Annotated in this window: 23 protein-coding genes; 6 read left to right on the plus strand and 17 right to left on the minus strand. The window is 33.9% G+C overall.

The window, feature by feature from the left end:
- Positions 1-34 precede the first annotated feature (34 nt).
- From H599_RS0115820 to H599_RS0115840, 5 genes are all read left to right on the plus strand, one after another.
- On the plus strand, positions 35-2,350 hold the full coding sequence (locus H599_RS0115820) for a TonB-dependent receptor (RefSeq protein ID WP_026715018.1): 2,316 nt from the start codon (positions 35-37) through the stop codon (positions 2,348-2,350).
- On the plus strand, positions 2,350-3,540 hold the full coding sequence (locus H599_RS19930; protein WP_035141783.1) for a PepSY-associated TM helix domain-containing protein: 1,191 nt from the start codon (positions 2,350-2,352) through the stop codon (positions 3,538-3,540). Before H599_RS0115820 ends, H599_RS19930 begins: the two co-directional genes overlap by 1 nt.
- 221 nt (positions 3,541-3,761) lie before the next feature.
- On the plus strand, positions 3,762-4,487 hold the full coding sequence (locus H599_RS0115830; protein ID WP_026715019.1) for an LOG family protein: 726 nt from the start codon (positions 3,762-3,764) through the stop codon (positions 4,485-4,487).
- A 155-nt stretch (positions 4,488-4,642) separates the two neighbouring features.
- Entirely contained in the window at positions 4,643-7,411 is a 2,769-nt protein-coding gene (locus H599_RS0115835) for a gluzincin family metallopeptidase (RefSeq protein WP_026715020.1), read from the plus strand.
- A 185-nt stretch (positions 7,412-7,596) separates the two neighbouring features.
- Entirely contained in the window at positions 7,597-10,005 is a 2,409-nt protein-coding gene (locus H599_RS0115840) for an alpha-ketoacid dehydrogenase subunit alpha/beta (protein WP_026715021.1), read from the plus strand.
- 55 nt (positions 10,006-10,060) lie between these two features.
- Here the strand turns inward: H599_RS0115840 and H599_RS0115845 are convergent, their stop codons facing one another.
- The 17 genes from H599_RS0115845 to rpsF all read right to left on the minus strand — a co-directional run bounded on the left by H599_RS0115845 (position 10,061) and on the right by rpsF (position 25,859).
- Entirely contained in the window at positions 10,061-10,771 is a 711-nt protein-coding gene (locus H599_RS0115845) for a response regulator transcription factor (RefSeq protein ID WP_026715022.1), read from the minus strand.
- 3 nt (positions 10,772-10,774) lie between these two features.
- The gene (locus H599_RS0115850; protein ID WP_026715023.1) at positions 10,775-12,358 is read right to left on the minus strand and encodes a sensor histidine kinase; all 1,584 of its coding nucleotides are present in this window, start codon (positions 12,356-12,358) and stop codon (positions 10,775-10,777) included.
- A gap of 71 nt (positions 12,359-12,429) precedes the next feature.
- Positions 12,430-13,014, minus strand: coding sequence for a dephospho-CoA kinase (gene coaE, locus H599_RS0115855; RefSeq protein ID WP_026715024.1), 585 nt, complete (start codon positions 13,012-13,014; stop codon positions 12,430-12,432).
- 2 nt (positions 13,015-13,016) lie between these two features.
- Positions 13,017-14,015, minus strand: coding sequence for a glycosyltransferase (locus tag H599_RS0115860; protein ID WP_026715025.1), 999 nt, complete (start codon positions 14,013-14,015; stop codon positions 13,017-13,019).
- Positions 14,016-14,169: 154 nt separating this feature from the next.
- The gene (gene fabV, locus H599_RS0115865) at positions 14,170-15,363 is read right to left on the minus strand and encodes an enoyl-ACP reductase FabV (protein WP_026715026.1); all 1,194 of its coding nucleotides are present in this window, start codon (positions 15,361-15,363) and stop codon (positions 14,170-14,172) included.
- 97 nt (positions 15,364-15,460) lie between these two features.
- A complete protein-coding gene (gene recN / locus H599_RS0115870; RefSeq protein WP_026715027.1) occupies positions 15,461-17,113 on the minus strand; it encodes a DNA repair protein RecN in 1,653 nt (550 codons plus the stop codon).
- A gap of 43 nt (positions 17,114-17,156) precedes the next feature.
- On the minus strand, positions 17,157-18,041 hold the full coding sequence (gene porD / locus H599_RS0115875) for a type IX secretion system protein PorD (RefSeq protein ID WP_026715028.1): 885 nt from the start codon (positions 18,039-18,041) through the stop codon (positions 17,157-17,159).
- A complete protein-coding gene (gene coaBC / locus H599_RS0115880; protein ID WP_026715029.1) occupies positions 18,034-19,245 on the minus strand; it encodes a bifunctional phosphopantothenoylcysteine decarboxylase/phosphopantothenate--cysteine ligase CoaBC in 1,212 nt (403 codons plus the stop codon). The genes porD and coaBC overlap by 8 nt, the downstream gene beginning before the upstream one ends.
- Positions 19,246-19,251: 6 nt before the next feature.
- Complete coding sequence (locus H599_RS0115885; protein WP_026715030.1) at positions 19,252-19,569, minus strand: DNA-directed RNA polymerase subunit omega; 318 nt, start codon at positions 19,567-19,569, stop codon at positions 19,252-19,254.
- A 9-nt stretch (positions 19,570-19,578) separates the two neighbouring features.
- Positions 19,579-20,373, minus strand: coding sequence for an outer membrane protein assembly factor BamD (locus H599_RS0115890; RefSeq protein WP_026715031.1), 795 nt, complete (start codon positions 20,371-20,373; stop codon positions 19,579-19,581).
- Positions 20,374-20,508: 135 nt separating this feature from the next.
- Positions 20,509-21,390: a 4-hydroxy-tetrahydrodipicolinate synthase gene (gene dapA / locus H599_RS0115895; protein WP_026715032.1), complete on the minus strand. Its 882-nt coding sequence runs from the start codon at positions 21,388-21,390 to the stop codon at positions 20,509-20,511.
- 9 nt (positions 21,391-21,399) lie between these two features.
- Positions 21,400-21,918 carry a DUF6913 domain-containing protein gene (locus tag H599_RS0115900; RefSeq protein WP_026715033.1) on the minus strand — a complete coding sequence of 173 codons (519 nt, stop codon included), beginning with the start codon at positions 21,916-21,918 and terminating at the stop codon, positions 21,400-21,402.
- 138 nt (positions 21,919-22,056) lie between these two features.
- Positions 22,057-24,063, minus strand: a complete 2,007-nt coding sequence (gene ligA, locus H599_RS0115905) for an NAD-dependent DNA ligase LigA (protein ID WP_026715034.1) — start codon at positions 24,061-24,063, stop codon at positions 22,057-22,059.
- A gap of 75 nt (positions 24,064-24,138) precedes the next feature.
- Entirely contained in the window at positions 24,139-24,612 is a 474-nt protein-coding gene (locus H599_RS0115910; protein WP_026715035.1) for a DUF6495 family protein, read from the minus strand.
- 88 nt (positions 24,613-24,700) lie between these two features.
- Positions 24,701-25,144, minus strand: coding sequence for a 50S ribosomal protein L9 (rplI, locus tag H599_RS0115915; protein WP_026715036.1), 444 nt, complete (start codon positions 25,142-25,144; stop codon positions 24,701-24,703).
- 71 nt (positions 25,145-25,215) lie between these two features.
- Positions 25,216-25,512 (minus strand): 30S ribosomal protein S18, encoded by a 297-nt coding sequence (gene rpsR / locus H599_RS0115920; protein ID WP_026715037.1) that lies wholly within the window; start codon positions 25,510-25,512, stop codon positions 25,216-25,218.
- A gap of 5 nt (positions 25,513-25,517) precedes the next feature.
- Positions 25,518-25,859 carry a 30S ribosomal protein S6 gene (gene rpsF, locus H599_RS0115925; RefSeq protein ID WP_026715038.1) on the minus strand — a complete coding sequence of 114 codons (342 nt, stop codon included), beginning with the start codon at positions 25,857-25,859 and terminating at the stop codon, positions 25,518-25,520.
- A gap of 169 nt (positions 25,860-26,028) precedes the next feature.
- Here rpsF and H599_RS0115930 point away from each other — a divergent pair, with 169 nt between their 5' ends.
- On the plus strand, positions 26,029-26,724 hold the full coding sequence (locus H599_RS0115930) for a LytR/AlgR family response regulator transcription factor (protein ID WP_026715039.1): 696 nt from the start codon (positions 26,029-26,031) through the stop codon (positions 26,722-26,724).
- The last annotated feature ends 4 nt before the right edge of the window (positions 26,725-26,728 follow it).

Raw genomic sequence — 26,728 nt, forward strand, 5'->3', positions numbered from 1 at the left:
AAATAAGAATAAGTTTAAATTTTACCCTTTCAAAATGACTTTTAAATCTCTAGTCTCTCTGACGTTCTTTTTTATTACTTCAATAATTTCTGCCCAAACCTTAAAAATAAGGGTAGAAAACAATTCAGGAAAAGCTATAGAAAACGCTACGATTTCTTCCGGAAATATGGTTCTTTCCAAAACAAATTCAGATGGTCAAGCACAAATTCCTGCTTCGAAAATTACTAAAGGAAACATTTTGATTACCGCTTATAATTATGCGGAAACTTTGTACAGTTTTGCAAACATTGATACTCAGGCAACAACTGTTATCCAACTGGAAAAAGAAGAAAATAAATTACAGGAAATCGTAATTACCGCCGGTAGAAAAAAAGAAAACATCTCCACTATTCCATCTTCAGTAACGATTTTAAATCAAAGAGATATTCAAAATCAAACGAATATCAGCACGAATTTATCTTCAGTTTTAGGAAATTTAGTTCCCGGATTAGGTACAACAACAAACAAGGCTACAAATGCCGGGCAAACCTTAAGAGGAAGACAGGTTCTGGTTTTAATTGACGGAATTCCGCAATCGACACCTTTGATGAACGGACAAAGAGATATCAGAACTATTGATCCTAATGCCATTGAAAGAATTGAGGTAATTAAAGGAGCTACTTCGATTTACGGAAATGGTTCCGGAGGAGGAATCATCAACTATATTACCAAAAAAAGTCCTAAAAACGATTCTTTTCACGGAAACACTACTATTGGAACAACTTTTAATCCAATACACAGCTCAGAAACTTTTGGCTATCGCCTTTCACAGTTCTTTAATGGTAAAAGAGACAAATTCAGCTTTGTAGCCGGAGGTTCTTATGATTACACGGCTTTACAAAGAGATGCTAAAGGAAAACCGCTTGGTCAAACTGACGGATTGTCAAATTCAGATCAAATTAACTTATTTGCCAAATTAAATTACGCTATCACCGACCATTCCAGTATCAATTTACTGTCCAACTTTTATAACAGCACTCAACATGCCAAATATATCAGTCAAACCGGAGTTTACGGCGCAACACCTACCATTGGAGTGCATGGAGAAGACCCGGGACAAAATGCAGGAACACCATACAATTATAATTTGATGCTTAGTTTTTCAAAAGATAATTTGTTTCAAAACACCCAATTAGATGTTGCTGCTTATTTGAATTCGTTCCGTTCCATGAATCGCTATGTTGCCAGTGCTTCGGCATGGTACGGATCGGGACAAACGATGATTAACTCAGACAAAAAAGGAATACGTATTAATTTCAATACTCCTTTTTCTATTGGAAATATCCCAACCGAAATTACCTATGGTTTAGACCTTTTGAACGATGTTACTTATCAGGATTTGGTAGATGGTCGCGTTTATATTCCTAAAATGGACATGACCAATATTGCTCCTTATGCCCAATTAAAACTGGACATTTTAGAAAATTTAATTTTCAAAGGAGGAATCCGTTATGAAAATGCAACGGTTCGCGTAAAAGATTACAACACCATTGCAACCGGGGCTAACGGTGCCGGAAGTATTTTTGTAAAAGGAGGCGATATTCCATACAATGCAACCATGTTTAATGCCGGATTACGTTTTAATAAATACGAAATCTTTAATCCGTTTATTAGTTTTTCACAAGGTTTTGCAATCAATGAATTAGGTAGAATTTTAAGAAGAGCCGATGAAAACACCATCGATAATCTGGAAACTGATCCAATTATCACTAATAATTACGAGATTGGTTTTTCAAGCAGAATTTCAAACTTCAATCTTTCGGCAGCTTACTACATCAGTACTTCAAAACTGGGAGCTAATTTAGTAGATGTAGGTGGTTATTTGGTAGCACAACGTGAACCGGAAACCGTAAAAGGATACGAAGTTAGCTTAGATTACAAACTATCTGAACAATTAAAATTGGGAGGAAGTTATTCATTTGTTGAAGGAAAAGCAAAATTTGATGACGGAAGCAAAGTCTATCTAAACGGTTCCCGTATTGCTCCTGCAAAAGCAACGGCTTTCATCAACTACAAACCTACCGAGAAATCCAGCGTACAGGTTTCTTGGGTAAATACCGGTTGTAGAAATCGTTTTGAACCTGCCAGCAACGGAAAATATAAAAATAGCGAAGGACCAATTTCAACGGTTAATTTGCTAAATTTATCCGCTAATTATGCTTTCAGTTCTAAGTGGTCCATTAGCCTTGGAGTAGAAAATTTATTAAACAATTATTATTACCCAACAGTAAGTCAATATCGTGCTTTGGATGCGGAATATGTGTTAGGAAGCGGAATGACCAGCAGTTTAAATTTACATTATAATTTTTAATGGTATTTAAAAAACAGATTTTATGGCTTCATAAATGGCTCGGATTATTTTCCGGAATTGTCATTTTAATTGTAAGTCTTACCGGCTGTATTTATGTTTTTCAGGATGAACTCAAATTAGTAGTTTATCCTGAAAAATATTTTATAAACCACCCTGCTCCGGAAACCAAATCCACTATTGCTTTAAGCAAACTTATTGCTATTGCAGAAAAAAACTTAAATCCCGGTGAAAAAATTTCAAGAGTAGATATCTTTCCGCAAAAAGACCGAACCTGGGTTTTCAGAGCGACCAAAACCAATAAAAAAGCCTTCTTTTACGCTGATTATTTTACTTATAACAAAAGAGTATTCATCAATCCTTATTCGGGAACTGTACAACAAATTGAAAACACTAAAACCGAGTTTTTCCAAATAGTGTTGCAACTGCACATGAATTTACTTTTAGGTAAAAAATACGGTCACGTAATCATTGGTTTTTCGACACTTTTTTTCAGCCTGATTTGTATTAGCGGTTTCTTTTTGTGGTGGCCAAAAAAATGGAAGCCTAAAAATATCAAACAACATTTTAGCATAAAATTTTCGGCAAAACCCAAACGTCTAAACTACGATTTGCACAACGTTTTAGGATTTTATGTGTTACCCTGGGCGCTGCTTTTTTGTTTTACCGGCTTAGTCTTTGCTTTTCCTGTTTTTAAAAAAGGAGTCAACAATAGCCTTAATACGCTAGACACAAAGAAGAAAAATCCAATTGTGCAACTGGATTCTATTCCGCAAAAAACGACTAACACACTCGATAACGGATTGTATTATGTCTTGTCCAAACATGCTCAGGCTGATCAATATTCCATTCGTTTACAGGAAGAAAAATCAGAACCACATGATATTCAGGTTCGACTGGATAAAAACAAAACGGGGAATTTTTATCGCTATTATTTCGACCAGAAAAGCGGACAAATTGACAACATGAAAACCTCCGCGAATTTACAACTAGGGGGCCAAATCACTTCTATGAATTACGATTTACACACCGGAACTTTTGGTGGTTTAACTACTAAATTTCTGGCGTTTTTTGCTGCGCTAATTTGTGCTTCATTACCGGTTACAGGTTTTATCATTTGGCTAAATAAATCCAAGAAAGAAAGAAAAAACAATAAACTTAAAAAAGAAGCTGCTTCTACCCTGTTTTTTTAAATTCTTTTTCTCTGATTAAAATCACAACTAATTGTTTTACAAATATTTAATATTAATCCGTTTTTTATCCTAAATATTATTCGGAAATCAGTCTGGTTTTTATACCCAAAAAACCTTACTTTAGTAGTAAGTCACCCCGGCAATTGCTTCTTTTATGCACTCAAAAGTATTTGCTGCTGACAAAAAACAACGACAATCGAATTATATAAAATATAAAAACCATGAGATTAGAAGATTTTGATAATGACGAAGAAAAAATAATCCAGGATAAACTGAAACAAAAAACATGGAATGAAATTCGTACCAATGACAGTTGGGCGATTTTCAAAATCATGTCGGAATTTGTTAATGGATATGAAAATATGGGACGTATTGGTCCCTGCGTTTCTATTTTTGGATCGGCGCGAACGCAACCCGATAATAAGTATTACCAACTGGCCGAAAAAATTGCTTTTAAAATCAGCAAAGCCGGCTACGGAATTATCACAGGTGGCGGCCCGGGAATTATGGAAGCAGGTAATAAAGGCGCACATTTAGGCGGCGGAACTTCTGTGGGATTGAACATTGAATTGCCTTTTGAACAACATTTTAATCCCTATATCGATCAGGATAAAAACCTGAATTTTGATTACTTTTTTGTTCGAAAAGTAATGTTTGTCAAATATTCACAAGGTTTTGTGGTAATGCCGGGAGGTTTTGGAACTTTGGACGAAATGTTTGAAGCGATTACTTTAATCCAAACTAAAAAAATTGCCCGTTTCCCAATTATCCTTGTTGGAAGCAGTTACTGGTCCGGATTAATCGATTGGATAAAGACGGTCGTAGAACAGGAAAAAAATATAAGTCCGGGAGATTTAAATCTGATAAAAATTGTTGACAACGAAGACGAAGTCGTAGAAGTTCTCGATAATTTCTATAAAAAATACACTTTGAAACCCAATTTTTAAAAGCTGTTTTTTTACAGCTTTTTTTTATTTTACTGTAGTTGGTAAAATAAAAAAAATGTAAATTGAAATACTTTTTAAAACCCAGACTACCATTGAATTCGATCGCTAAAATCTGCTTGTTTTTGATTGTTTTTTTTGCTGCTACAAGTACTCTTATGGCACAGCATCATAATCGCCTTTATGTTGATGTAGATCCGGACACACACACTTTGAACGTCAAACAGGAACTTGAATATTTTAACAACAGTAATGATAGTATTTCGGAAATTGTTTTGAACGATTGGAATAATGCCTATTCTAATGTTCACACACCTTTAGCCCTTCGGTTTTCTGACGAATTTTATCGCGGATTTCACTTAGCCAAAGAAGAAGAACGCGGCAAAACTTCCAAAATAACCATTTTAAATAAAGATCATTTGTTCTTTTCCTGGAACAGAGCCCGAAAACATCCTGATCTTATTGTGGTAAATCTGCCAAACAAATTGGCTCCAAACCAAAAAATTGATTTGGAACTAAATTACAATGTAAAAATTCCAAATAATAAATTCACCAAATACGGCTATGACGATTTTGGCAACATCAATTTAAAATCCTGGTTTTTAACTCCTGCACGTTATGAAAACCACGCTTTTGTAAGATACAGTAATGAAAATCTGGACGACATTGCCAATGCCATTTGCCATTTTGATGTCGAACTTAAACTTTCCAGCGATTTTGCAATTACGACAGATTTAGACACCACCGAAGAAATTAATAAAGACGACTACACTATTTATAAATTTAATGGTCAAAACAGAGTAGATTTTAGTCTTTTTATAGAACCGGAATCCAATTTCACGAGTTTTAAAAATGATAGTTTTGAAGTTCTAACCAATTTAGACGGTGAAAAAATTACACCAATGGCTCAGGCTCAGGCTATCGATTGTGTGGTTCGTTTTGTAAAAAGACAAATTGGCGATTATCCTTTTAAGAAAATTGTGATTTCACAAACCGACTACGAAAGAAATCCATTTTACGGACTGAATCAATTACCTTCCTTCATTAGACCTTTTACAGATGAATTTACCTACGAAATTAAATTTTTAAAAACCTATTTAAACGTATTTCTCAACAACAGTCTTTATATAGACAATCGCAAAGACAGCTGGGTTCATAACGGAATTCAGGTCTATGTCATGATGAAGTATATCGAAGAAAATTATCCCGGGACTAAAATGTTAGGAAATGCCGCTAATTTCAAATTATTAAAAAGCTTCAATCTTACTAATATTGATTTCAACGAACAATACAGTTATTTTTATATGTTAATGGCCCGAAAAAATCTGGATCAGGCTTTAGGCGAACCTAAAAACAACTTGATAAAATTTAACGAACAAATAGCCAGCAAATACCGCGCTGGCCTAAGTTTGCGTTTTTTAAACAGCTATCTTGAAAATGAGGCTGTAACTAAAAGTATTCGCGAATTCTATATAGCTAAAAAGAAACAACAAACCGATGCCGCTGATTTTGAAAACATCCTGAAAAATCAATCTCCAAAAGATATCAACTGGTTTTTTAAAACGGTTATTTATTCCAGAGATTTAATTGATTATAAGTTTAACAAAGTAAGCAAAACCAATGACAGCATTTATTTTTCTTTAAAAAACAGAACAGGAATCAAGGTACCAGTTCCCGTTTACGGTATTTTTAAAAAAGATATTGTTTTTAAGAAATGGATAGAGCCGAATTCGATTGACAGTACTTTTAGTTTTGCCCGAAACAATGCCAACAAAATTGTACTGAATTATAAAAATGAAGTCCCTGAATACAATTTGAGAAACAATTGGAAATCATTAAAGCCTTTTTTCCCAAACAATCGCCCGATTAAATTTGTTTTGATGAAAGATTTGGAAGATCCTTACTATAACCAAATTTTATACGTTCCTTCGTTAGAATACAATTTATACGACGGATTTATAGCAGGAATACGTCTTCATAATAAAACCATATTGGAAAAACCTTTCATCTTCAACATCAACCCGGCTTATTCCAGTAATGCAAAAACCATTTCGGGATCAGGTTCTTTTTTGATTAATAAAAATTACAGAAACAGCCGTTTATACAATGTGAAATATGCCTTGTCCGGCTCTTATTTTCATTATGCTCCTGACGCCACTTACACAAAACTCAATCCTAGTGTTCAGTTGAATATCAGAGAAAACAACTTTAGAGACAATCGGAAACAATCAATCTATTTTCGTCAGGTAATGGTAAACCGAGAAAAAAGCGACATTATTACGGATAATTCCACCGAAAATTACTCCGTATTTAATGCTAAATATTATAACACAAAAACAGAAGTAACCCAACACTTTAGCTTTGTAAACGACATTCAATTTTCTAAAAAATTTGGAAAATTAGCCGCTGAAATAGAGTACCGAAAACTTTTTGAAAACAATCACCGAATCAATTTTCGTATTTATGCAGGAAGCTTTCTTTACAACAACAGTCAATCGGATTTTTTCAGTTTTGCTTTAGACCGACCAACAGACTATCTCTTTGATTATGGCTATTACGGACGATCTGAAAGCAGTGGTTTTTTTAGTCAGCAATTAGTTTTAGCCGAAGGAGGTTTTAAATCAAAATTAAACACAGCTTACGCTAATCAATGGATAAGTACTGTAAATGCCGGATATAATATTTGGAACTGGATTGAAGTTTATGGCGATGCCGGTTTTATAAAAAACAGATTTCAGGATCCTAAATTTCAATTTGACAGTGGTATCCGTTTAAATTTAGTAACCGACTATTTTGAATTATACCTTCCGGTTTATTCCTCAAACGGTTGGGAAATAAGCCAAAACAAGTACAATGAAAAAATTAGATTCATCATTACTTTTTCTCCAAAAATACTTATTAACCTATTCAATCGGAAATGGTTCTAAACAAATAGCTTACTACAAATCATTACAAAAAAATCAGTTTTTGAACCAAAAAATTATTTTTTATTAAAAAAACAATATTATTTTTAAATAAAAACACCGTAAAGTAGTTCTTTTTTATTTTAATAGATTATGATAATAGCCAGTTTTTAAGTAAATTTGCGCCAAAGAATTATAATCTTTCAATTATGATAAAAGAACAAACCAATACTACATTGACATTTGAGGATTTCAGGACTGAAGTATTGAACGATTATAAGATAGCCGTAACTAGTCGGGAATGCAGCCTTTTAGGTCGCCGAGAAGTACTGACGGGTAAAGCAAAGTTTGGCATTTTCGGAGACGGAAAAGAGGTGCCACAAATAGCAATGGCTAAGTTTTTCAAAGACGGAGATTTTCGCTCCGGTTATTACCGCGACCAAACTTTTATGATGGCTATTGGCGAACTGACAACCGCTCATTTCTTTGCCGGATTATATGGAAATACCGATATTAAACAAGAACCAATGTCGGCCGGAAGACAAATGGGAGGCCATTTTGTTACTCATAGTTTAAATGAAGACGGAAGTTGGAAAGATTTAACGAAACAAAAAAATTCCAGTTCCGATATTTCACCTACAGCAGCTCAAATGCCACGTTTGCTGGGTTTGGCTCAGGCTTCCAAAATCTATCGCGAAATAGATAATATTCCAAACCAAAAAAACTTTTCGGACAAAGGAAACGAAGTAGCCTGGGGAACTATCGGAAATGCCAGTACTTCCGAAGGGGTATTTTTTGAAACAATTAATGCTGCCGGAGTATTACAAGTCCCCATGGTTATTAGCGTTTGGGATGACGAATACGGAATTTCGGTTCATGCCAAACACCAAACAACAAAAGAAAATATCTCTGAAATTTTATCCGGTTTTCAACGCGATAAAAATAATGACGGAATTGAAATCATCACAGTAAAAGGCTGGGATTATTCCGATTTGATTTCTGCTTACGAAAGGGCTTCGAAAATTGCCCGCGAAAAACACATCCCGGTTTTAGTTCACGTAACCGAACTTACGCAACCACAAGGACATTCCAGTTCGGGATCGCACGAAAGATACAAAAGTACCGAAAGACTAAATTGGGAACGCGAATTTGATTGTATCAGACAAATGCGCCTTTGGATGATTGCCATCAATATTGCTTCAGCCGAAGAACTGAATGAAATTGAAGCTACCATTAAAAAAGAGGTTTTAGAAACTAAAAAAACATCCTGGGCTTCTTTTATCGCTCCTATTGTCAAAGAAAAGAATGAATTGCTTAGCATTTTAGATAAGGCTGCTCCTTTAAGTAAAAATAAAGAGCAAATTCTAAAACTTTCCAATGCGCTAAAAGCAATCAAAGATCCTCTAAAAAAAGAAATTCTGGTAACTGCAAGGAAATCCCTGCGTTTGCTGGCTCACGAAGCTCATAAAACAGAATTAGCAAACTGGATTCAAAAATACTTTGAAAAAACACAGCCGCTTTTCAGTAACAATTTATATTCTGAAACAAAAAACAATGTGCTTTCTGTAAAAGAAATTTTGCCTGTTTATCCTGAAGATGCTAAAAAAGATACCGACGGACGAATGATTATTCGTGATAATTTTGATGCTCTTTTTGCCAAACATCCCGAAGTTTTAATTTTTGGAGAAGATTCCGGAAATATTGGTGATGTAAATCAGGGCTTAGAAGGCATGCAGGAAAAATACGGAGAAACACGTGTAGCCGATGTAGGAATTCGTGAAGCCACGATAATCGGACAAGGAATTGGACTTGCCTTAAGAGGTTTAAGACCTATTGCCGAAATTCAGTATTTAGATTATTTATTATATGCTATTCAAATTTTAAGTGACGACTTAGCCTCTTTACTTTACAGAACAGCAGGAAAACAAAACGCTCCGTTAATCATCAGAACCCGAGGACACCGATTAGAAGGCATCTGGCATTCCGGTTCTCCTATGGGAATGATTATTAACGCCATAAGAGGAATTAACGTTTTAGTTCCAAGAGACATGACTAAAGCTGCCGGTTTTTACAATTCCCTTTTAGAATGTGACGAACCTGCCTTAGTAATTGAATGTTTGAACGGATACCGTCTTAAAGAAAAAGCACCAGTGAATTTTGGTGAATTTAAAACTCCGATTGGCGTTGTTGAAACCATTAAAACCGGAACCGATATTACTTTAGTTTCTTACGGATCTACATTACGATTAGTTGAACAGGCTGCTAAAGAATTACAGGAAACAGGAATTGAGTGCGAAGTAATTGATATTCAATCGTTAATTCCTTTTGATATCAATCATGATATTGTAAAAAGTATTCAAAAAACCAATCGCCTGTTAGTAATTGACGAAGACGTTCCTGGTGGAGCTTCGGCTTATATTTTGCAAAAAATTATTGAAGAACAAAATGCGTATCAATTTTTAGACAGCAAACCACAAACTTTATCAGCTCAGGAGCACCGCCCTGCTTATGGAACTGATGGCGATTATTTTTCGAAACCATCAGCAGAAGATATTTATGAAAAAGCATACAGTATTATCTCAGAAAGCAACCCAACTAAATATCCAAAATTATACTAGAATAAGTCTTTCTATAAACAAAAAGTCCCGAAAAAATCGGGACTTTTTTATTTATTTAGGCTTTGTTTTTAATCACCAAACGGAAACCTTCACCGTGAATATTTAAGATTTCAACATCTTCATCCTGTTTTAAATATTTACGCAATTTAGCAATGTAAACATCCATACTTCTGGAAGTAAAATAATTATCATCTCTCCAGATTTTAGTCAGCGCCAATTCTCTTGGCATCAAATCATTTTCGTGAAGAATCAACATTTTTAATAATTCATTCTCTTTTGGAGATAATTTTACCGGTTCTTCACCTGCAAAACTTAAGAATCTCAGTTTAGAATTCAAATGAAACTTACCAATTGTAAATTCGAACGGAACTTGTTCTGCTTTCACATCTGAAGCTTTTCTTTGGATAATAGCTTTGATTTTCATCAATAAAACTTCTGAATCAAAAGGTTTATTTAAGTAATCATCTGCTCCGGCTTTATATCCTTTTAAAACATCTTCTTTCATTGATTTGGCAGTCAAAAAGATAATTGGCACTTCGGCATTTTTCTCTCTTATTTCCTTAGCTAATGTATATCCGTCTTTATAAGGCATCATTACATCCAGAATACACAAATCATAAGAATCTTTTTTAAACTTCTCAAAACCTTCCATTCCGTTCTTTGCCAAAGTAACATCAAAGTCATTCAACATCAAATAGTCTTTAAGAACAGCTCCAAAATTCAAATCGTCTTCTACTAAGAGAATCTTTTTATTTATACTTTCCATATTCTAATTTATTAGAGGTAATTTTATAATGAAGGTACTTCCTTTTCCCTTTTCGCTTTCTACATAAACCTGACCGTTATGGTCTTCAACAATTCTTTTTACATAAGCCAGTCCTAAACCGTGGCCTTTAACGTTATGTAAATCTCCGGTATGCTCCCGATAAAATTTCTCAAAAACTCTTTTCTGAGCCACTTTACTCATTCCTAAGCCCTGATCTTTTACCTTGATCAAAATCATATCTTTAATATTCTCGGTATAAATATCAATCTGAGGTGCTTCCGGCGAATATTTAATTGCATTTTCTAAAATATTAACCACAACATTTGTAAAATGCACTTCGTTGATTAAAACGGTGGTTCTGGCTGCTTCAAAATGATTTCTGATAATTCCGCCTCTATCCTGTAAAATCAAATTCACATGTTCGATAGCATCATAAATCACTTCTTCTACATTGCTGGAACCTTTTTCTATATCTAATTCTTTTTTCTCCAGTTTCGAAATACGCAATACATTCTCTACCTGAGCATGCATTCGCTTATTTTCATCCCGAATCATCTGTAAATACCGATATACTTTTTCCTTATCCTCAATAATTTTCGGGTTTTTAATCGCATCTAAAGCCAGGTTAATCGTGGCAATTGGTGTTTTAAACTCATGCGTCATATTATTGATAAAATCAGTTTTAATTTCCGAAATCTGACGCTGACGAATCAACTGATTCAAAGCACTGGTATAAGCAATTAAAATAATTAACGTAAAAATTATAGATAAGATTGTAATACTTACTAATTCTGACAAAAGAAATTTCTTTTTGTGAGGAAAAGTAACTAACAACTTATATTTTTCATTCCCTTCATTATCGGCCAGAATCGAAATCGAATAAGTAGCATCTTTGTCAAATTTAAAATTATTCGATCTTATTTTGGTTGCCACCCCATCGTTATAAATCCCAAATTCAAACTTTGTATTTACACCGTATTCCTTTAATTCTTTTCTAATTAAACTTTCAACTGTTTCTTTTGAAACCCTCTCTTCTAAAGGCATTGTTGAAGCAATGTCTTTGAAAAAAATTTCAAACTGAGCGTTATCTAAAATATCTAAATTCCCGGCTTTTTCAATTTTTACATCAGGAACAATACTTTGCTGCAAACCCGGTTTATCAATTGTACTATTATTATAAACCTCTGTTACCCTTCTGGAATTAAAATTTTTAAATCGCTCACTTCCGAACTTCTTACTAAATAAATCTGCCGAAATATTATAATCCTCAGAAATAATACTGTTAGAATAAACGATTGTTTTATTGGTTTTTGGATTTTTTTGAACATAATAAAACTCAGACAAATCATTTCTTTCCGGAATTTTCCCCGTACTGTCTTTGTAATGATTATACTTGTTATAAAAACTAAAAGCCTCACGCTTTTCCAGTTTTTCAGCCACATTACCAATAACCTGTTTTACATGGTACCCAAACTGCTCATCGTTATTCTTAAACGAACTGTTGAACCAATACACCTGAACAAGAATAATCCCTATCAGGGACAAACTCATCAGTAAAACAAGAAATCTAAAAAATAATTTATTCATCAAAACAAAATTAATATTTTAACATTATGGTTGATAATACATTAACCAAACATTAACATCTGTTATTTGAATTAATTAATCGTCAAAATTTTAAGAAATTCATCCATTTTTAACTTTGCTAAATCAATATCCAAATTTTCAATAACAAAATCACTTTTGGCGACACGTTCTTCATCCGTCCATTGCGCTTTAATTCTTTTTAAAAGCTGCTCTCTGTCTGTTGAATCTCTTTTCAAAACCCGGTCAATTCTTGTTTCCAAAGGCGCTGTGATGGTTATTATTTTATCAAAATTAGCATAGCTGCCACTTTCAAACAAAATTGCCGATTCATAAAACACATAAGGTGAATCCTGATTTTCTTCCAGCCATTTTTTAAAATCATTTCGAACAGCCGGATGTACAATTGCATTCAGTTCCTGTAATTTTTCAGGATACTCAAAAACAATTTTAGCCAATGTTGCTCTGTTCAATTGTTGATTATCAAAAATTGCTGTTCCAAATTTTTCTTTAATAGCCTGAATTACCTCCGGAAACTGCATTACTTTTCTACCGGCATCATCAGCAACATAAACCGGATATCCCAATGAAACTAAATACTTAGCAATAGTCGATTTTCCACTTCCTATTCCACCGGTCAATCCAATAACTTTAGCCATAATTACACTTTAAAAAATAAATTTGGGAAAGCTTCCTCCGGCTTTTGCTTTAAAATAATTACTTTATAATAAGATTCCATAAACCCCATTCCATAACCTAAAAATTGTTTCCAAACTGCCGTAACCGACAAATAACCTATTTTTATACTTCGGTTTTGATAACTGGAAACCAAAAAGATCATGAAGAAATAAACACAATACAATTTAGCTAAAAAATCATAAGTAAACACTAATAAAGCTACAGAAAGTGCCAATCCAATAATGAATACTGTCGGAAAAAAGAACGTTAGTTTACTGTATTGCGGATACCAGCTGTTTAAAATTGGTCTGGCTTTACCAAATTTATTTACCTGAACCGAAAACTTATCCCAGTCAATTCTTCTTTTATGATACACATAAGCAGCTGAAAAAAGTCGGGTTTGAAAACCTAAATTCCATAATCGGATAGACAAATCCGGATCTTCTCCCGGATGAATATTTCCAAAACCTTTTGAAGCCTCAAAAGCTTTTCGGGAAATTCCCATATTAAAACTTCGTGGTTGAAATTTTCCGATTTTTTCCGAACCACCTCGAATCCCTCCCGTCGTTAAAAAGGAAGTCATTGCAAAATTGATTGCTTTTTGTATGTCTGAAAAACTGCCCAAAGCCTTGTCCGGCCCACCAAAACAATCTACATAATCGGCTTTTAAAGCCTTATCAACCTCAGTCAAATATTGCGAAGGAATGATACAATCGGAATCAAAAATGATAAAATATTCTCCTTTAGCCACTTTCATTCCGTAATTTCGGGAATCTCCGGGACCTGAATTTTCTTTGTAATAATATGAAATCGACAATTTGTCTTGGTACTGACGAACAACATCTCCACATTTGACAGATGAACCATCTTCAACAATTACCACTTCAAAAGGCTCTTTATAATCTAATTTTGATAAACTTTCTAAAAGTTCATCCACTTCGTCCGGACGATTATATACAGGAATAATCAAAGAAAAATACATATTCTTAAAAAAGGTATTAATGGCACAATATAAATGTAATTTTTTAACAAAGATAGGTTATAAATAACAATACGCCTTAATTTCAAATGCATTTTATACATTCAAAATTAAGGCGTATTGTTATTTATGATTTTTAGTTTTTCGTTGTAAACTATTACTCAGCAATACTTTCAACCTGAACCATTTCGTCAGTATCCGCTTTATAATCAACTCCTGCCAAATCAAAACCGAATAAGTTATAAAAATCTTTACGGTAACCTTCTAAGTCACCAATTTCAGCAAGATTTTCTGTTGTAGCCTCCGGCCATAATTTAGCCACATTAGCCTGAACATCCTCACGCATTTCCCAATCATCGATACGGATTCTTCCTTTGTCATCCACAGGAACTTCTGAACCGGTGAATAATCTTTGTTGGTACAAACGTTGAATTTGTTCAATACAACCTTCGTGAATTCCTTTTTCTTTCATTGTTTTGTACAATAAAGAAATATACAACGGAATTACCGGAATTGCCGAGCTAGCCTGAGTTACTAATGCTTTGTTTACCGAAACATAAGCTTTACCGTTAATACCTGCTAAACTGTCAGAGATTGTAAATGCAGTTGATTCTAAATGATCTTTAGCACGACCAATAGTTCCTTTTCTGTAAACTGCTTCGGTTACTTCAGGTCCGATATAAGAATAAGCCACAGTTGTAGCTCCCGGAGCCAATAAATTTTCTGCTTTTAAAGCATCAATCCACATTGCCCAGTCTTCACCTCCCATTACAGCAATGGTGTTTTCGATATCATCACCAGAACATGGTTCGATAGAAACTTCAGAAACTTTTCCAGTGTGGAAATCTACTGTCTTATTAGAAAAAGTAGCCCCAATTGGTTTCAAAACCGAACGGTGCGTAACTCCTGTATTAGGATTCGTACGAACCGGAGAAGCCAAACTGTAGATTACTAAATCTACCTGACCTAAATCAGCTTTAATCAAATCGATTGTTTGTTGCTTAACTTCGTTAGAAAAAGCATCTCCATTGATACTTTTTGCATATAAACCTGCTTTATGAGCTTCTTTTTCAAAAGCCGCCGAATTATACCAACCCGGAGAAGCCGTTTTTCCTGGCATTGGTGGTTTTTCAAAGAAAACTCCAATTGTTGCCGCATCAGAACCAAAAGCACTTGAAATTCTTGAAGCTAAACCAAAACCGGTTGAAGCACCAATAACTAACACTTTTTTAGCGCCGTTAATAGCTCCTTTTGATTTAACATACTCAATTTGATTTTTAACATTTTGCTCGCATCCGGCCGGGTGTGCCGTCAAGCAAATAAATCCTCTCATTCTAGGTTCTATGATCATAATGTATCAATATTTTATTTCTATTTTATAAATGTAAAAAACAACTTCTTTTTTCAGAAAAAGCCATCATTTTGGATGGCAAATATAGGGCATTTTTTTAGTTCAACAAGGCTTTTGCATGATTTAGAGCCGAATCAGAAACAATAGTTCCTGATAACATTTGTGCAATTTCTACAACTCGTTCTTCCTCTGTCAATAACCTCAATTCCGACTGTGTATCTTCATCAACTGTTGATTTAGACACTTTAAAATGAGCATCTCCCTTGGCGGCAATTTGAGGTAAATGTGTAATGGCAAAAATTTGCATCGCCTGACTCATCCCCTTCATAATCTCTCCCATTTTTATGGCAATTTCTCCCGAAACTCCCGTATCAATTTCGTCAAAAATTAAGGTCGGTAATTTAGAATATTGTGCCAAAATAGCTTTTACAGCCAGCATAATTCGGGACATTTCTCCACCGGAAGCGACTTTTTTCAGCAATCCAAAATCAGTTCCTTTATTCGCAGAAAATAAAAATTGTAATTCGTCTTTTCCATTCGTAAAATAACTTTCTGTTTGCTGCACATCAATATTAAAACGCGTATTAGGCATTCCTAAAGTTGCCAAAATGGTAATCATTTTATCAGATAAAACAGGTATAGCTTCCATTCTATTATTATGAATTGTAGTTGCTAAATTATCCAATTCATTAGCCTTTTCAATAATACTTTGATTCAAAAGAACAATTTCTTCGTCCATATTCCCCAACTCAAGCACTTCATTTTCCAATTGCGATTGAATTTCGATCAGCTCTTCAACTGTGGTTACCTGATGTTTTTTCTGCAAATTATAAATCAGCTGCAACTTTTGATTGGTTTGTTCCAATTGTTCCGGATCAAAAACAATTCGCTCTGAACAACGGTTCATTTCAGCAGCAATATCATCAAATTCTATCGCCAAACTATTAATTCGTTCCAGCAATTCCTGATATTCCGGAGCAAAAGCGGCTATTTTTTGAATCGCATTTTTAGTCTCTTTCAGATTATTTAAAATCCCAAATTGTTCCTCATTGGCAATCGCTAACGATTTATCAATTGCCTCACGAATACTTTCAACATTATTGAGTTTTTCAAAAACACTTTCCAACTCCTCCTGCTCTCCGGATTTCAACTGAGCCGTCTGCAATTCATTTAGTAAAAAAGCATGATACTCCTTTTCTTTATTAGATTCGCTTAGTTTTTTAAGTAGCGAATTTAATTTCGTCTTATCCGATTTATAGCTTTTTAATAAAGCTTGATACTCCAAAATCACATCCTGATTGGCCGCAATGGCATCAATAATATCAAATTGAACATTTTCATCGGTAAGTTCTCTGGTTTGTTGTTGCGAATGAATATCAATCAAAAACAAACCTAAATCCTGCAATTCCTGCAAATTTACCGGACTGTCATTTACAAAAGCTCGCGATTTTCCTGATGGGAGAATTTCTCTTCGAATAATCGTTTCCTCTTCGTAATCCAAATCATTTGTTTCAAAAAAAGCTTTTAAATTGTATTTTGAAACATCAAATTGAGCTTCTATAATACACTTTTCTTCTTTGTTTTTCAAGGAAGTTAAATCGGCACGCTTTCCTAAAACCAAACCTAAAGCACCTAAAATAATCGATTTTCCTGCCCCGGTTTCTCCCGTAATAATCGAAAATCCTTTAGAAAAATCAATCGATAATCTCTCAATTAAAGCATAGTTTTTTATAGATAGCGCAGTAATCATTAAGCGTATTTATTTATGAGGTTTAATGAATAGTAAAAAAGAATTAAAATTTTAAGGTTGCCCATTTTCCTGAATTTATAGGCGAAATTTTGTTTAAATTATCTACCAAATCAGCAATTGCAATACTTGGTCCACCCGAAAAAACAGAAGTTACTTCATCGGATTTAGCATCAAAAAATATTCGGGTTAAATAAGCATTAGGTTTCGAATTATACAATTTATTCAAACCTAAAATAGCCGTTTTCATTTTCTCCTTAGCCGACTTTAAATTATCGGTCATCATATCTAATCCCTTATGGTAATCAAATATTGTTTTTCGGATTTCCACATACGTAGGTGACAACAAATCATTAATTAAAAAATAACGATTTTGATTTCCATCCAATTGGCTCCAGCCTTTGTAGCTGCTTTGCTGAGCAACAGTAGCAATGGTTTGTGCAGTCTGAAAATTAGCATCTCCGGATTTAAACCCAAAAGTATCCTGGTCCATTCCTATAATTACATAACTGTAAAAAGAAATCACCGAAATTAAATTGGACTGAAAATTATTGGCATTAAAAACTAGATTTTCAAACTCGGTATAAGTAAAACTAAAATCTTTGTCATTAATATTTAAAACCGGAGTTTCATAAGATGAGTTAAAAACCGGACGTGAAGATTGCAGCTGAATCGTAGCCGAAAACTGATCAGAGCTGTGAGAAAGTAAGGTAATATACATCGAACAGTTAATTCTTTCCTGCGGTTTCAGGGTTTGTCCTGTCCAATCTGTTTTATTAACAAATTCGTTTAGGGAAGTTTCCAGCGTTTTATAAATCTGCTGATTGGGATTACCCATTTTTTGAGCATTTACCGTAACAGTACAATTTAATTGCTGTGCCTGAACAAAACCAAAGCTTACTAATAAAAAAAAGACAATTATTTTATTCATAAAAATGCGCTATTACTTTATTTAAAATATCATCAGCGACCGCTTCTTTGGATTTTAATTCCATCGGTTCAATCTTAAAATCTTTATCAATAAAAGTAACTTTGTTGGTCATTTTTTGAAAACCGGCTCCTTCATCTTGTAAAGAATTTAAAACAATCAAATCTAAGTTTTTTTTCTGAATTTTAGCCTTTGCATTCTCAATTTCATTTTCCGTTTCTAACGCAAAACCAATTAAAAACTGCTGTTTTTTATTTTCTCCCAATGAAAACAGGATGTCTTTTGTTTTTTCGAGTTCAATTACAAAATTATCTGCAGCTTTTTTAATTTTCTGATTAGCTACATTTTTTGGCTTGTAATCGGCAACTGCAGCGGCAGCAATAGTCACATCAACATCAGCATAATATTGATGACAGGCTTCGTACATTTCCTGAGCCGAAGTAACTTTGATAAGCTGAATCAAAGCATGATTTACCTCACAATGTGTAGGTCCTGAAACTAAAATTACTGAAGCGCCAAGATTTGCAGCACTCTTAGCTATATCAAAACCCATTTTTCCGGAAGAATGATTTCCGATAAAACGTACCGGATCGATGGCTTCGTAAGTAGGTCCGGCTGTGATTAAGATTTTCTTTCCTTTCAAAGGTAATTTACTTTCTAAATCGGCTTCCAGGAAATCAATAATATTTTCAGGTTCAGCCATTCTGCCTTCTCCGGATAATCCACTGGCTAATTCACCGCTTTCAGCGGGAATCATAATATTCCCAAACTGTTCTAAGGCCTGAAAACTGGCAATGGTAGATGGATGTTTGTACATATCCAAATCCATAGCCGGAGCAAAATAAACAGGACATTTTGCCGAAAGATAAGTTGCTATAAGCAGATTATCGCAAGTACCATTTGCCATTTTAGACAAGGTATTGGCGGTTGCGGGCGCAACAAGCATTAAATCTGCCCAAAGACCAAATTCCACATGATTATTCCATTTTTCATCTTCTTCATCTTCATTAAAAAAAGTAGAATAAACCGGTTTTTTGGACAAAGTAGATAATGTAAGCGGAGTTACAAAATCCTTAGAAGCAGGTGTCATGATCACTTGGACATGTGCACCTGCTTTTATAAAAAGTCGTACTAAAGACGCTGTTTTATAGGCGGCAATTCCGCCAGAAACACCTAGCAAAATTCTTTTACCGCTTAAAACTGACATAGTATCTTATTTGTTTGATTCTCTGAAATAAATTTTACCGTCTAACCATTCCTGAACGGCAAGAGCGTGAGGTTTTGGTAATTTTTCATAAAATTTAGAAACCTCAATTTGTTCTTTATTTTCAAAAACTTCCTCAAGACTGTCATTATATGTAGCAAATTCTTCCAATTTTTCAGTCAATTCTTTTTTAATTTCAGAATTGATTTGGTTCGCTCTTTTAGCCATAATGGTAATTGCTTCATACACATTTCCGGTAGGTTGTTCAATAAGCGTTTTATTGTACGTAATTGTATTTACCGGAGCATTCGTCTTTTTTAAATCCATGACCTTTATTTATTTAGTATATTTTTGTAATTCTTGTTCCACACGGGCATACATTTCGTCTGCCTGTTCTTTATATTTTGTATCGGCTTTAAACTTAATCAAATTTTGATAAGAAGTTTTAGCCACATTCAATCGTTCCTGCATTTTTTCAGGAACACTGTTGATTCCTAATTTATAAGCAGAATCCAATTTATAAAACAAAGCATCTTCTTTGAATTTTGTTCCTGGATAATCGATAATAAAATTATCAAAAGCCACTAATGCCGATTTATAATCCGAAATAGTATTGTAACCTTTGGCGTTTTCGTAAACTTTTTTCTCAATCTTTTCCGATAATAATTTAGTCAAACCATTTGCTTCAGTCAAATATTGCGAATTTGGAAAACGATCAATAAATGCCTGCATTTTCTCAATTGCTTTATAGGTATCTGCCTGATCCAAACTGTAAACCGGTGATAAAACAGCATAACTTTTAGCTCCTAAAAAAGAAGCTTCTTCTATTTTCACACTTTTTGGATATCCCGAAGCAAAACTTTCAAACTGATAGGCCGCCAGATAATACTGCTTGGTTTTATAATAGGACTGTGCATACATATAAAACATTTTCTCTGCCTGTGGTTTTCCTCTGAATTCCGGGGCTATTTGTTCAAAAAGACGCAATGCTTTTGAATATTTAGCCTGAGCATACAAAGTATCTGCCATTTTATATTTTACCGAAACGTCTTCGCTTTTAAGTGCTTTTTGATATTCATTACAAGAACTAAAAAGAACTACAAGAAGCAATAGGGATATAATTTTTCTCATTTTTTTATTTGTTTTTCTAATACAGGCCTTTTACAGCCCATAAAAAATCATACCGAAGTTTCGGTGGCAAATTTAGTTATTAATTTAGCGACTACAAAATATTTCTTAGCTTAAAAAAATACTTGCAAAAAGCTATTATTTATCTATTTTTTTGACAAATTCAGCTATTCTCTGTTGCAAATCTTCATCAACAGTTACCAATGGTAAACGCACGGTGTTCTCAGCAATTCCTAAAGCCTGAAAAACTTGTTTGATTCCGGCAGGATTTCCCTGTTCGAAGATCATATCAATACAATCAGATAATAAATATTGTGATTTGAAAGCTTCATCTACTTTACGATTCAAACCCAGACGAATCATCTCAGAAAATTCCTTTGGAAATCCCTGACCAATTACCGAAATCACTCCGGAACCACCCGCTAAAACCGTAGCTAAAGCCGTCATGTCATCACCTGAAATCACATGAAAATCCTTCGGTTTGTCTTTCAATAATTGCATCGCCTGAACAATATCACCGGCAGCTTCTTTGATAGCCACAATATTTTCAAAATCATTAGCTAAACGCAAAACTGTTTTTGGCAACATATTACTGGAAGTCCTTCCCGGCACATTATACACAATTACCGGAATTGGAGAAGCCTCAGCAATAGTTTTAAAATGCTGATAAATTCCTTCCTGAGAAGGTTTGTTATAATAGGGAGAAACTGAAAGGATAGCCACATAAGGCGACATGTCTCTTGTTTTTAACTCCTCAACTACTTTCATCGTATTATTTCCACCAACACCCAAAACCAATGGTAAACGCCCATTATTCGCTTCAATCACGGTTTTAATAACCAATTCCTTTTCGTCATGATTAAGCGTAGCATTTTCAGCAGTTGTTCCTAAAATAACCAGGTATTCAACTCCACCATCTACAGAAAAATTTACAATTCTTCTTAATGCTTCGGTATCGATAGAAAAATCTTCTTTGAAAGGAGTTACCAGAGCAACACCAGTTCCTATTAATGATTGCATGTTTTTAGTTTATATTTTGTTTAATATTTTTAAATATCTAAATAATTCCTGAACAAAAACCTTATAATTTCCCTGATTCGTATTAATCATAAAATCATTCAAGCGTTTGTCTATATTTGCAAAGCCAACCTTAAATTTGGCTCCAGATTCATGAGTAACTACGAGTAAAATTGCTTTTTCTACCTCATAATAACTCAATAATAAATCAAAATCGCGAGCAATAAATTTCTTTACTTTCTCACTTTTAATCTGCCCTTTCCAATCGAGATTTCCTGAAGTTAATTTTACAGTTTCAATCTCAAAATCAACATTTTTATCCCCTTTAAAAAGCAACAAACTAATATTTTCTTTTAAAATTCCGTTGGCTCTTAATTCATCCAATAAGGATTTGGTGTTGGCAAAATGACTTTGATCAACAATCACTCCTACTGTTTTAATATCACCTAAAGAAAAACTTCTCTTTACATTAAGTAAGCTGTTTTTTAATCTTTTCTTTACCGAAAACTCTTTTAAGTAATTCAAAAACATAACTTATCTTTATAAGTAAACAAAATTAATTAATTAAGTCACACTAAAAGCGGCAAATCTAAAAAAGTATAATGACGATTTAAAACTTTTTGTTAAATTCTTAACACTCTTTTTTACTCAAAAAAACCAAACAAGCGCTTAATTTTCGGTTATCATCATCATAAAATCGGATTCAGAAATAATTGGAATATTTAATTTATTAGCTTTTTCCAATTTAGCAGGCCCCATATTATCTCCCGCCACTACATAATCTGTTTTAGATGAAATAGAACTACCAACTTTCCCTCCGTTATCTTCGATAGCCGTTTTGAGTTCCTCTCTTGAAAATTGCGTAAAAACTCCCGAAACCACAAAAATTTTACCTTCCAGCTTGTTCGTTGCATTGATATTTATTTTTTCAACAATTTCAAATTGAACTCCGTACTGTTTTAAACGCTGAATTATGATTTTATTTTCTTCATTTTCAAAAAAATCAACCACACTTTGTGCAATTCGTTCTCCAATTTCATCCACTAAAATCAAATCCATCAAAGTCGCCCGACTCAGCGCCTCAATATTTTTATAATGCTTCGCTAATTTTTTAGCTACCGTCTCTCCAACATAACGAATCCCTAAAGCATACAAAACACTTTCAAAAGGAATCAACGTAGATTTTTTAACACCATTTACCAAATTTTCCGCCGATTTTTGCGCCATTCGCTCCAAAGGCAAAATATCCTCAACTTTCAATTCGTACAAATCGGCATAATTTTGAACCAAATGATTATTATACAACAAAGCCACTGTTTCTCCACCCAATCCCTCTATATCCATCGCTTTTCGAGAAATAAAATGTTGAATTCTACCTATAATCTGCGGTGGACATCCATAAAAATTTGGACAATAATGATTAGCTTCTCCTTCATTACGAACTAATTCCGAATTACATTCAGGACAATGCGTTATATAATCCGTAATTTTAGAATCTTCCGGACGTTTACTTAAATCTACCGCAATAATTTTCGGAATAATCTCCCCTCCTTTTTCCACAAAAACGGTATCTCCAATACGAATATCTAATTTCTCAATTTGATCCGCATTATGCAAGGAAGCCCGTTTTACAATAGTTCCCGCCAACTGCACCGGCTCTAAATTAGCCACCGGTGTAATTGCTCCGGTTCGACCAACCTGATACGAAATAGAATTTAATTTTGTAGCCACCTGCTCCGCCTTAAACTTATAAGCAATTGCCCAGCGCGGCGATTTGGCCGTATAACCCAATTCCTCCTGATACTGAATTAAATTTACTTTAACCACTACTCCATCCGTTTCATAAGGTAAATTATGGCGATGCACATCCCAATAATCGATAAAATCAAAAACTTCCTGTAAACTACCAGCAATTTTTGCTTCTTTCGGCACTTTAAAGCCCCATTTTCGGGCCGATTCCAAACCTTCAAACTGAGATTCAAAAGGCAATTTTTCTCCTGTAACAAAATAAAGCAAACATTCCAACGGACGCTTAGCCACCTCTGAACTGTCTTGCAGTTTCAAACTTCCAGAAGCCGTATTTCTGGGGTTTGAATAAGGGGTTTCGCCAATTTCAATCAATTCCTGATTCATTTTTTCAAATCCGGCAAAAGGCAAAATAATTTCTCCGCGAATATCAAATTTTTCAGGAAAATCCTGTCCTTTCAACTGCAACGGAATGGATTTTATCGTTTTGATATTATTGGTTACATCATCACCCTGAAAACCATCACCACGAGTCACCGCTCTGGCTAATTTTCCGTTTTCATAAGTAATACTGATTGACGCTCCGTCGTATTTTAATTCACAGGTATATTGCAAATCGACATTTCCCAAAACTTTTTGAATTCGGTTTTCCCAATCCAATAAATCTTCTTTCGAATAGGAATTATCCAAAGAATACATCCGATGCGTATGTGCAACGGTTTGAAAATTTTTAGTAATTGTACCTCCTACTCGTTGAGTTGGCGAATTGGCATCAAAAAACTCAGGATGCTTATTTTCCAAATCCTGGAGTTCTTTCAGTTTTATATCAAACTCATAATCAGATATCGTAGGATTATCCATGACATAATAATTGTAATTATGAAGATTTAGTTCGTCTCTTAATTTTTGAATAGTTTCTAACACCGCCATATAAAAAAATTGGTCATTTTAGTTTCTGTAAACAGCCTACTAAAATAACCAATTTTAATAAAAATAACACTTAAATTACGATTCTATAATCGAATTTATTTGTTTAAATAATTGTCCGTCGCTTAAAAAAGCTCCTTGCTGAATTAATGAAAAAATTGAACTGTTACGCTCTTCTGTAAAGACCTTTTTCCCAACCTTCATTTCTATCGTTTCTGTAAACATATTATCACTAAGCCACTGCAATCCTTCTTTGGTCAAAAAATCCACGTCCGGCACTAATGATTTCAAAACAATTGATTGCACATGAGTATCAAAAGTCTGAAAAAGGAAAATATGATTTTTAGAAAAATGCTCTAAATATTCAGCCTTAGCCAAAACACCTTCCCAAATCAAGTCGGAAAAAACATCCAATTCCTGTTCAGCAACTTCCGGTTTTTCTACTTTTATCTTATCCCATTCCGCCTTATCAATAGACTGAGTTGCTAAAAAATTAGTAAATTCAGGATGTAATTCTTCAAACTGTTCTTTAGTTAATCTCGAATATTTCATTATTACATTATTTTGAATCAAAATGATTTCAGTTAAAAACAAAAAAAATCCCGACTTTCATCGGGATTTTCAATATTGAATAACAAAATTAAGCTTTTTCAGCTACAATTTCGTATGGTAATTCTACGATAACATCTCTGTGTAATCTTACAGTAGCAAAATATTTTCCAGTACGTTTAACGATACCACTAGTGATGAATTTTCTTTCGATAGACTGACCTGCTTTTTCTAAAGCTTCAACGATGTCAATATTTGTGATTGAACCAAATAATTTTTCACCACCTGCTTTAGCAGCAATTTTAATTTCAAGAGCTTTTAAAGCTTCAGCAGTAGCTTTAGCGTCAGCAATAATTTTAGCCTCCTTGTGCGCTCTTTGTTTTAGGTTTTCAGCTAATACTTTCTTTGCAGAAGCAGTTGCTAATTGAGCAAATCCTTGTGGGATTAAGTAGTTACGACCGTATCCGTTTTTTACAGTTACGATATCATCTTTAAAACCTAAGTTTTGAACGTCTTTCTTTAAAATAAGTTCCATGTTGTTGTCCTTGTATTTTAGAAGTTAGTCCCGTTGAGTTACAACGAGACAACAACTGTTAATTTAATTGATTATTTTAATAAATCAGCCACATATGGCATTAAAGCTAAGTGACGAGCTCTTTTTACAGCTACAGACACTTTTCTTTGGTATTTCAAAGAAGTACCAGTTAAACGACGAGGTAAAATTTTACCTTGCTCGTTAACAAATTTCAATAAGAAATCAGCATCTTTATAATCTACATATTTGATACCTGATTTTTTGAAACGACAGTACTTTTTAGTTTTGTTAGTTTCAATATTTAAAGGAGTAAGATATCTGATATCTCCATCTTTTTTTCCTGAAGCAGATTGTTGTAATGTTGCCATGATAATTAAGCTTTTTGAGATTTTAATTTTGCTCTTCTTCTTTCAGCCCAAGAGATAGCATGTTTGTCAAGACTTACAGTTAAGAAGCGCATAACTCTTTCGTCACGTCTAAACTCAGTTTCAAAAGCGATTAACACTTCCGGTGCTACTTTGAATTCAAACAAATGGTAAAAACCAGATTTTTTGTTTTGGATTTCGTAAGCCATTTTTTTAAGCCCCCAATCCTCTTTAGCTACCATTTCAGCTCCTCTACTCGTAAGAAAATCTTCAAATTTGCTTACTGTTTCCTTTACCTGAACATCAGATAAAACGGGATTTAAAATGAAAACAGTTTCGTAATGATTCATAATAAATGTTTTATTTTGTTAAATTTGGGTGCAAAAATAATTAAATTATTCGAATAAAAAAACAAAAAACAACTTTATTCGTTGTATTGCAAAAAAAACCGATAAAGATTAGTTCATGTAAATATTTTACAATACTTTTACTAAGCCAAATCTTAAATTCCTAAAAATTATGAAACTTAATTGTGTCGTTGTCGATGATAGTTCGATACAAAGAATGATCATCGCAAAGTTAGTGAATAATCACCCAAACCTACATTTAATAGGTGATTTTTCCAATGCTATCGAAGCCAAAAGTTGCATGTCGGTGCATTCCGTAGATTTAATATTTCTTGATATAGAAATGCCGGTAATAAGCGGGTTTGATTTTTTAGACGGACTAAAAACCAAACCTCAAATTATTTTCATCACATCAAAAGCTGAATATGCCCTTAAAGCTTTTGACTATGATGCTACTGATTACTTGCAAAAACCTATAGCTGTAGACCGTTTTAATGCTTCTGTAAAAAGAGCCATCGATTTACATTTATTAAAACAGGACACCAAAGAAGAGGAAGGAGAACATATTTTTATCAAAAGTAATTTGAAAAAATTAAAAATCTACACTTCCAGAATCAAATGGATTGAAGCCTTCGGAGACTACGTAAGAGTGGTTACTGAAGACGACAGCCACTTGGTGCTTTCGACCATGAAATCTTTTGAAAATGATTTACCAAAAAAGAAATTTGTTCGTGTTCATAAGTCCTACATTATTAACATTGACAAAGTAGAACGCTTTAACAGTAAATTTGCCGAAATTGGTCCAACCAAAATTCCTTTGAGCAGAAACAAGAAAGAAGACTTAGTTAAAGCGCTTTCTTACGCCTAAAAGG

Origin of the sequence: Flavobacterium daejeonense DSM 17708, assembly GCF_000425425.1 — a bacterium.
Lineage (GTDB): Bacteria > Bacteroidota > Bacteroidia > Flavobacteriales > Flavobacteriaceae > Flavobacterium > Flavobacterium daejeonense.

What these genes read in the sequence shown, in the direction of transcription:
- H599_RS0115820 (WP_026715018.1), top strand. Translation starts at nt 35, where the DNA reads ATGACTTTTAAATCTCTAGTCTCTCTGACGTTCTTTTTTATTACTTCA.
- H599_RS19930 (WP_035141783.1), top strand. Translation starts at nt 2,350, where the DNA reads ATGGTATTTAAAAAACAGATTTTATGGCTTCATAAATGGCTCGGATTA.
- H599_RS0115830 (WP_026715019.1), top strand. Translation starts at nt 3,762, where the DNA reads ATGAGATTAGAAGATTTTGATAATGACGAAGAAAAAATAATCCAGGAT.
- H599_RS0115835 (WP_026715020.1), top strand. Translation starts at nt 4,643, where the DNA reads ATGGCACAGCATCATAATCGCCTTTATGTTGATGTAGATCCGGACACA.
- H599_RS0115840 (WP_026715021.1), top strand. Translation starts at nt 7,597, where the DNA reads ATGATAAAAGAACAAACCAATACTACATTGACATTTGAGGATTTCAGG.
- H599_RS0115845 (WP_026715022.1), bottom strand. Translation starts at nt 10,771, where the DNA reads ATGGAAAGTATAAATAAAAAGATTCTCTTAGTAGAAGACGATTTGAAT.
- H599_RS0115850 (WP_026715023.1), bottom strand. Translation starts at nt 12,358, where the DNA reads ATGAATAAATTATTTTTTAGATTTCTTGTTTTACTGATGAGTTTGTCC.
- coaE (WP_026715024.1), bottom strand. Translation starts at nt 13,014, where the DNA reads ATGGCTAAAGTTATTGGATTGACCGGTGGAATAGGAAGTGGAAAATCG.
- H599_RS0115860 (WP_026715025.1), bottom strand. Translation starts at nt 14,015, where the DNA reads ATGTATTTTTCTTTGATTATTCCTGTATATAATCGTCCGGACGAAGTG.
- fabV (WP_026715026.1), bottom strand. Translation starts at nt 15,363, where the DNA reads ATGATCATAGAACCTAGAATGAGAGGATTTATTTGCTTGACGGCACAC.
- recN (WP_026715027.1), bottom strand. Translation starts at nt 17,113, where the DNA reads ATGATTACTGCGCTATCTATAAAAAACTATGCTTTAATTGAGAGATTA.
- porD (WP_026715028.1), bottom strand. Translation starts at nt 18,041, where the DNA reads ATGAATAAAATAATTGTCTTTTTTTTATTAGTAAGCTTTGGTTTTGTT.
- coaBC (WP_026715029.1), bottom strand. Translation starts at nt 19,245, where the DNA reads ATGTCAGTTTTAAGCGGTAAAAGAATTTTGCTAGGTGTTTCTGGCGGA.
- H599_RS0115885 (WP_026715030.1), bottom strand. Translation starts at nt 19,569, where the DNA reads ATGGATTTAAAAAAGACGAATGCTCCGGTAAATACAATTACGTACAAT.
- H599_RS0115890 (WP_026715031.1), bottom strand. Translation starts at nt 20,373, where the DNA reads ATGAGAAAAATTATATCCCTATTGCTTCTTGTAGTTCTTTTTAGTTCT.
- dapA (WP_026715032.1), bottom strand. Translation starts at nt 21,390, where the DNA reads ATGCAATCATTAATAGGAACTGGTGTTGCTCTGGTAACTCCTTTCAAA.
- H599_RS0115900 (WP_026715033.1), bottom strand. Translation starts at nt 21,918, where the DNA reads ATGTTTTTGAATTACTTAAAAGAGTTTTCGGTAAAGAAAAGATTAAAA.
- ligA (WP_026715034.1), bottom strand. Translation starts at nt 24,063, where the DNA reads ATGGCGGTGTTAGAAACTATTCAAAAATTAAGAGACGAACTAAATCTT.
- H599_RS0115910 (WP_026715035.1), bottom strand. Translation starts at nt 24,612, where the DNA reads ATGAAATATTCGAGATTAACTAAAGAACAGTTTGAAGAATTACATCCT.
- rplI (WP_026715036.1), bottom strand. Translation starts at nt 25,144, where the DNA reads ATGGAACTTATTTTAAAGAAAGACGTTCAAAACTTAGGTTTTAAAGAT.
- rpsR (WP_026715037.1), bottom strand. Translation starts at nt 25,512, where the DNA reads ATGGCAACATTACAACAATCTGCTTCAGGAAAAAAAGATGGAGATATC.
- rpsF (WP_026715038.1), bottom strand. Translation starts at nt 25,859, where the DNA reads ATGAATCATTACGAAACTGTTTTCATTTTAAATCCCGTTTTATCTGAT.
- H599_RS0115930 (WP_026715039.1), top strand. Translation starts at nt 26,029, where the DNA reads ATGAAACTTAATTGTGTCGTTGTCGATGATAGTTCGATACAAAGAATG.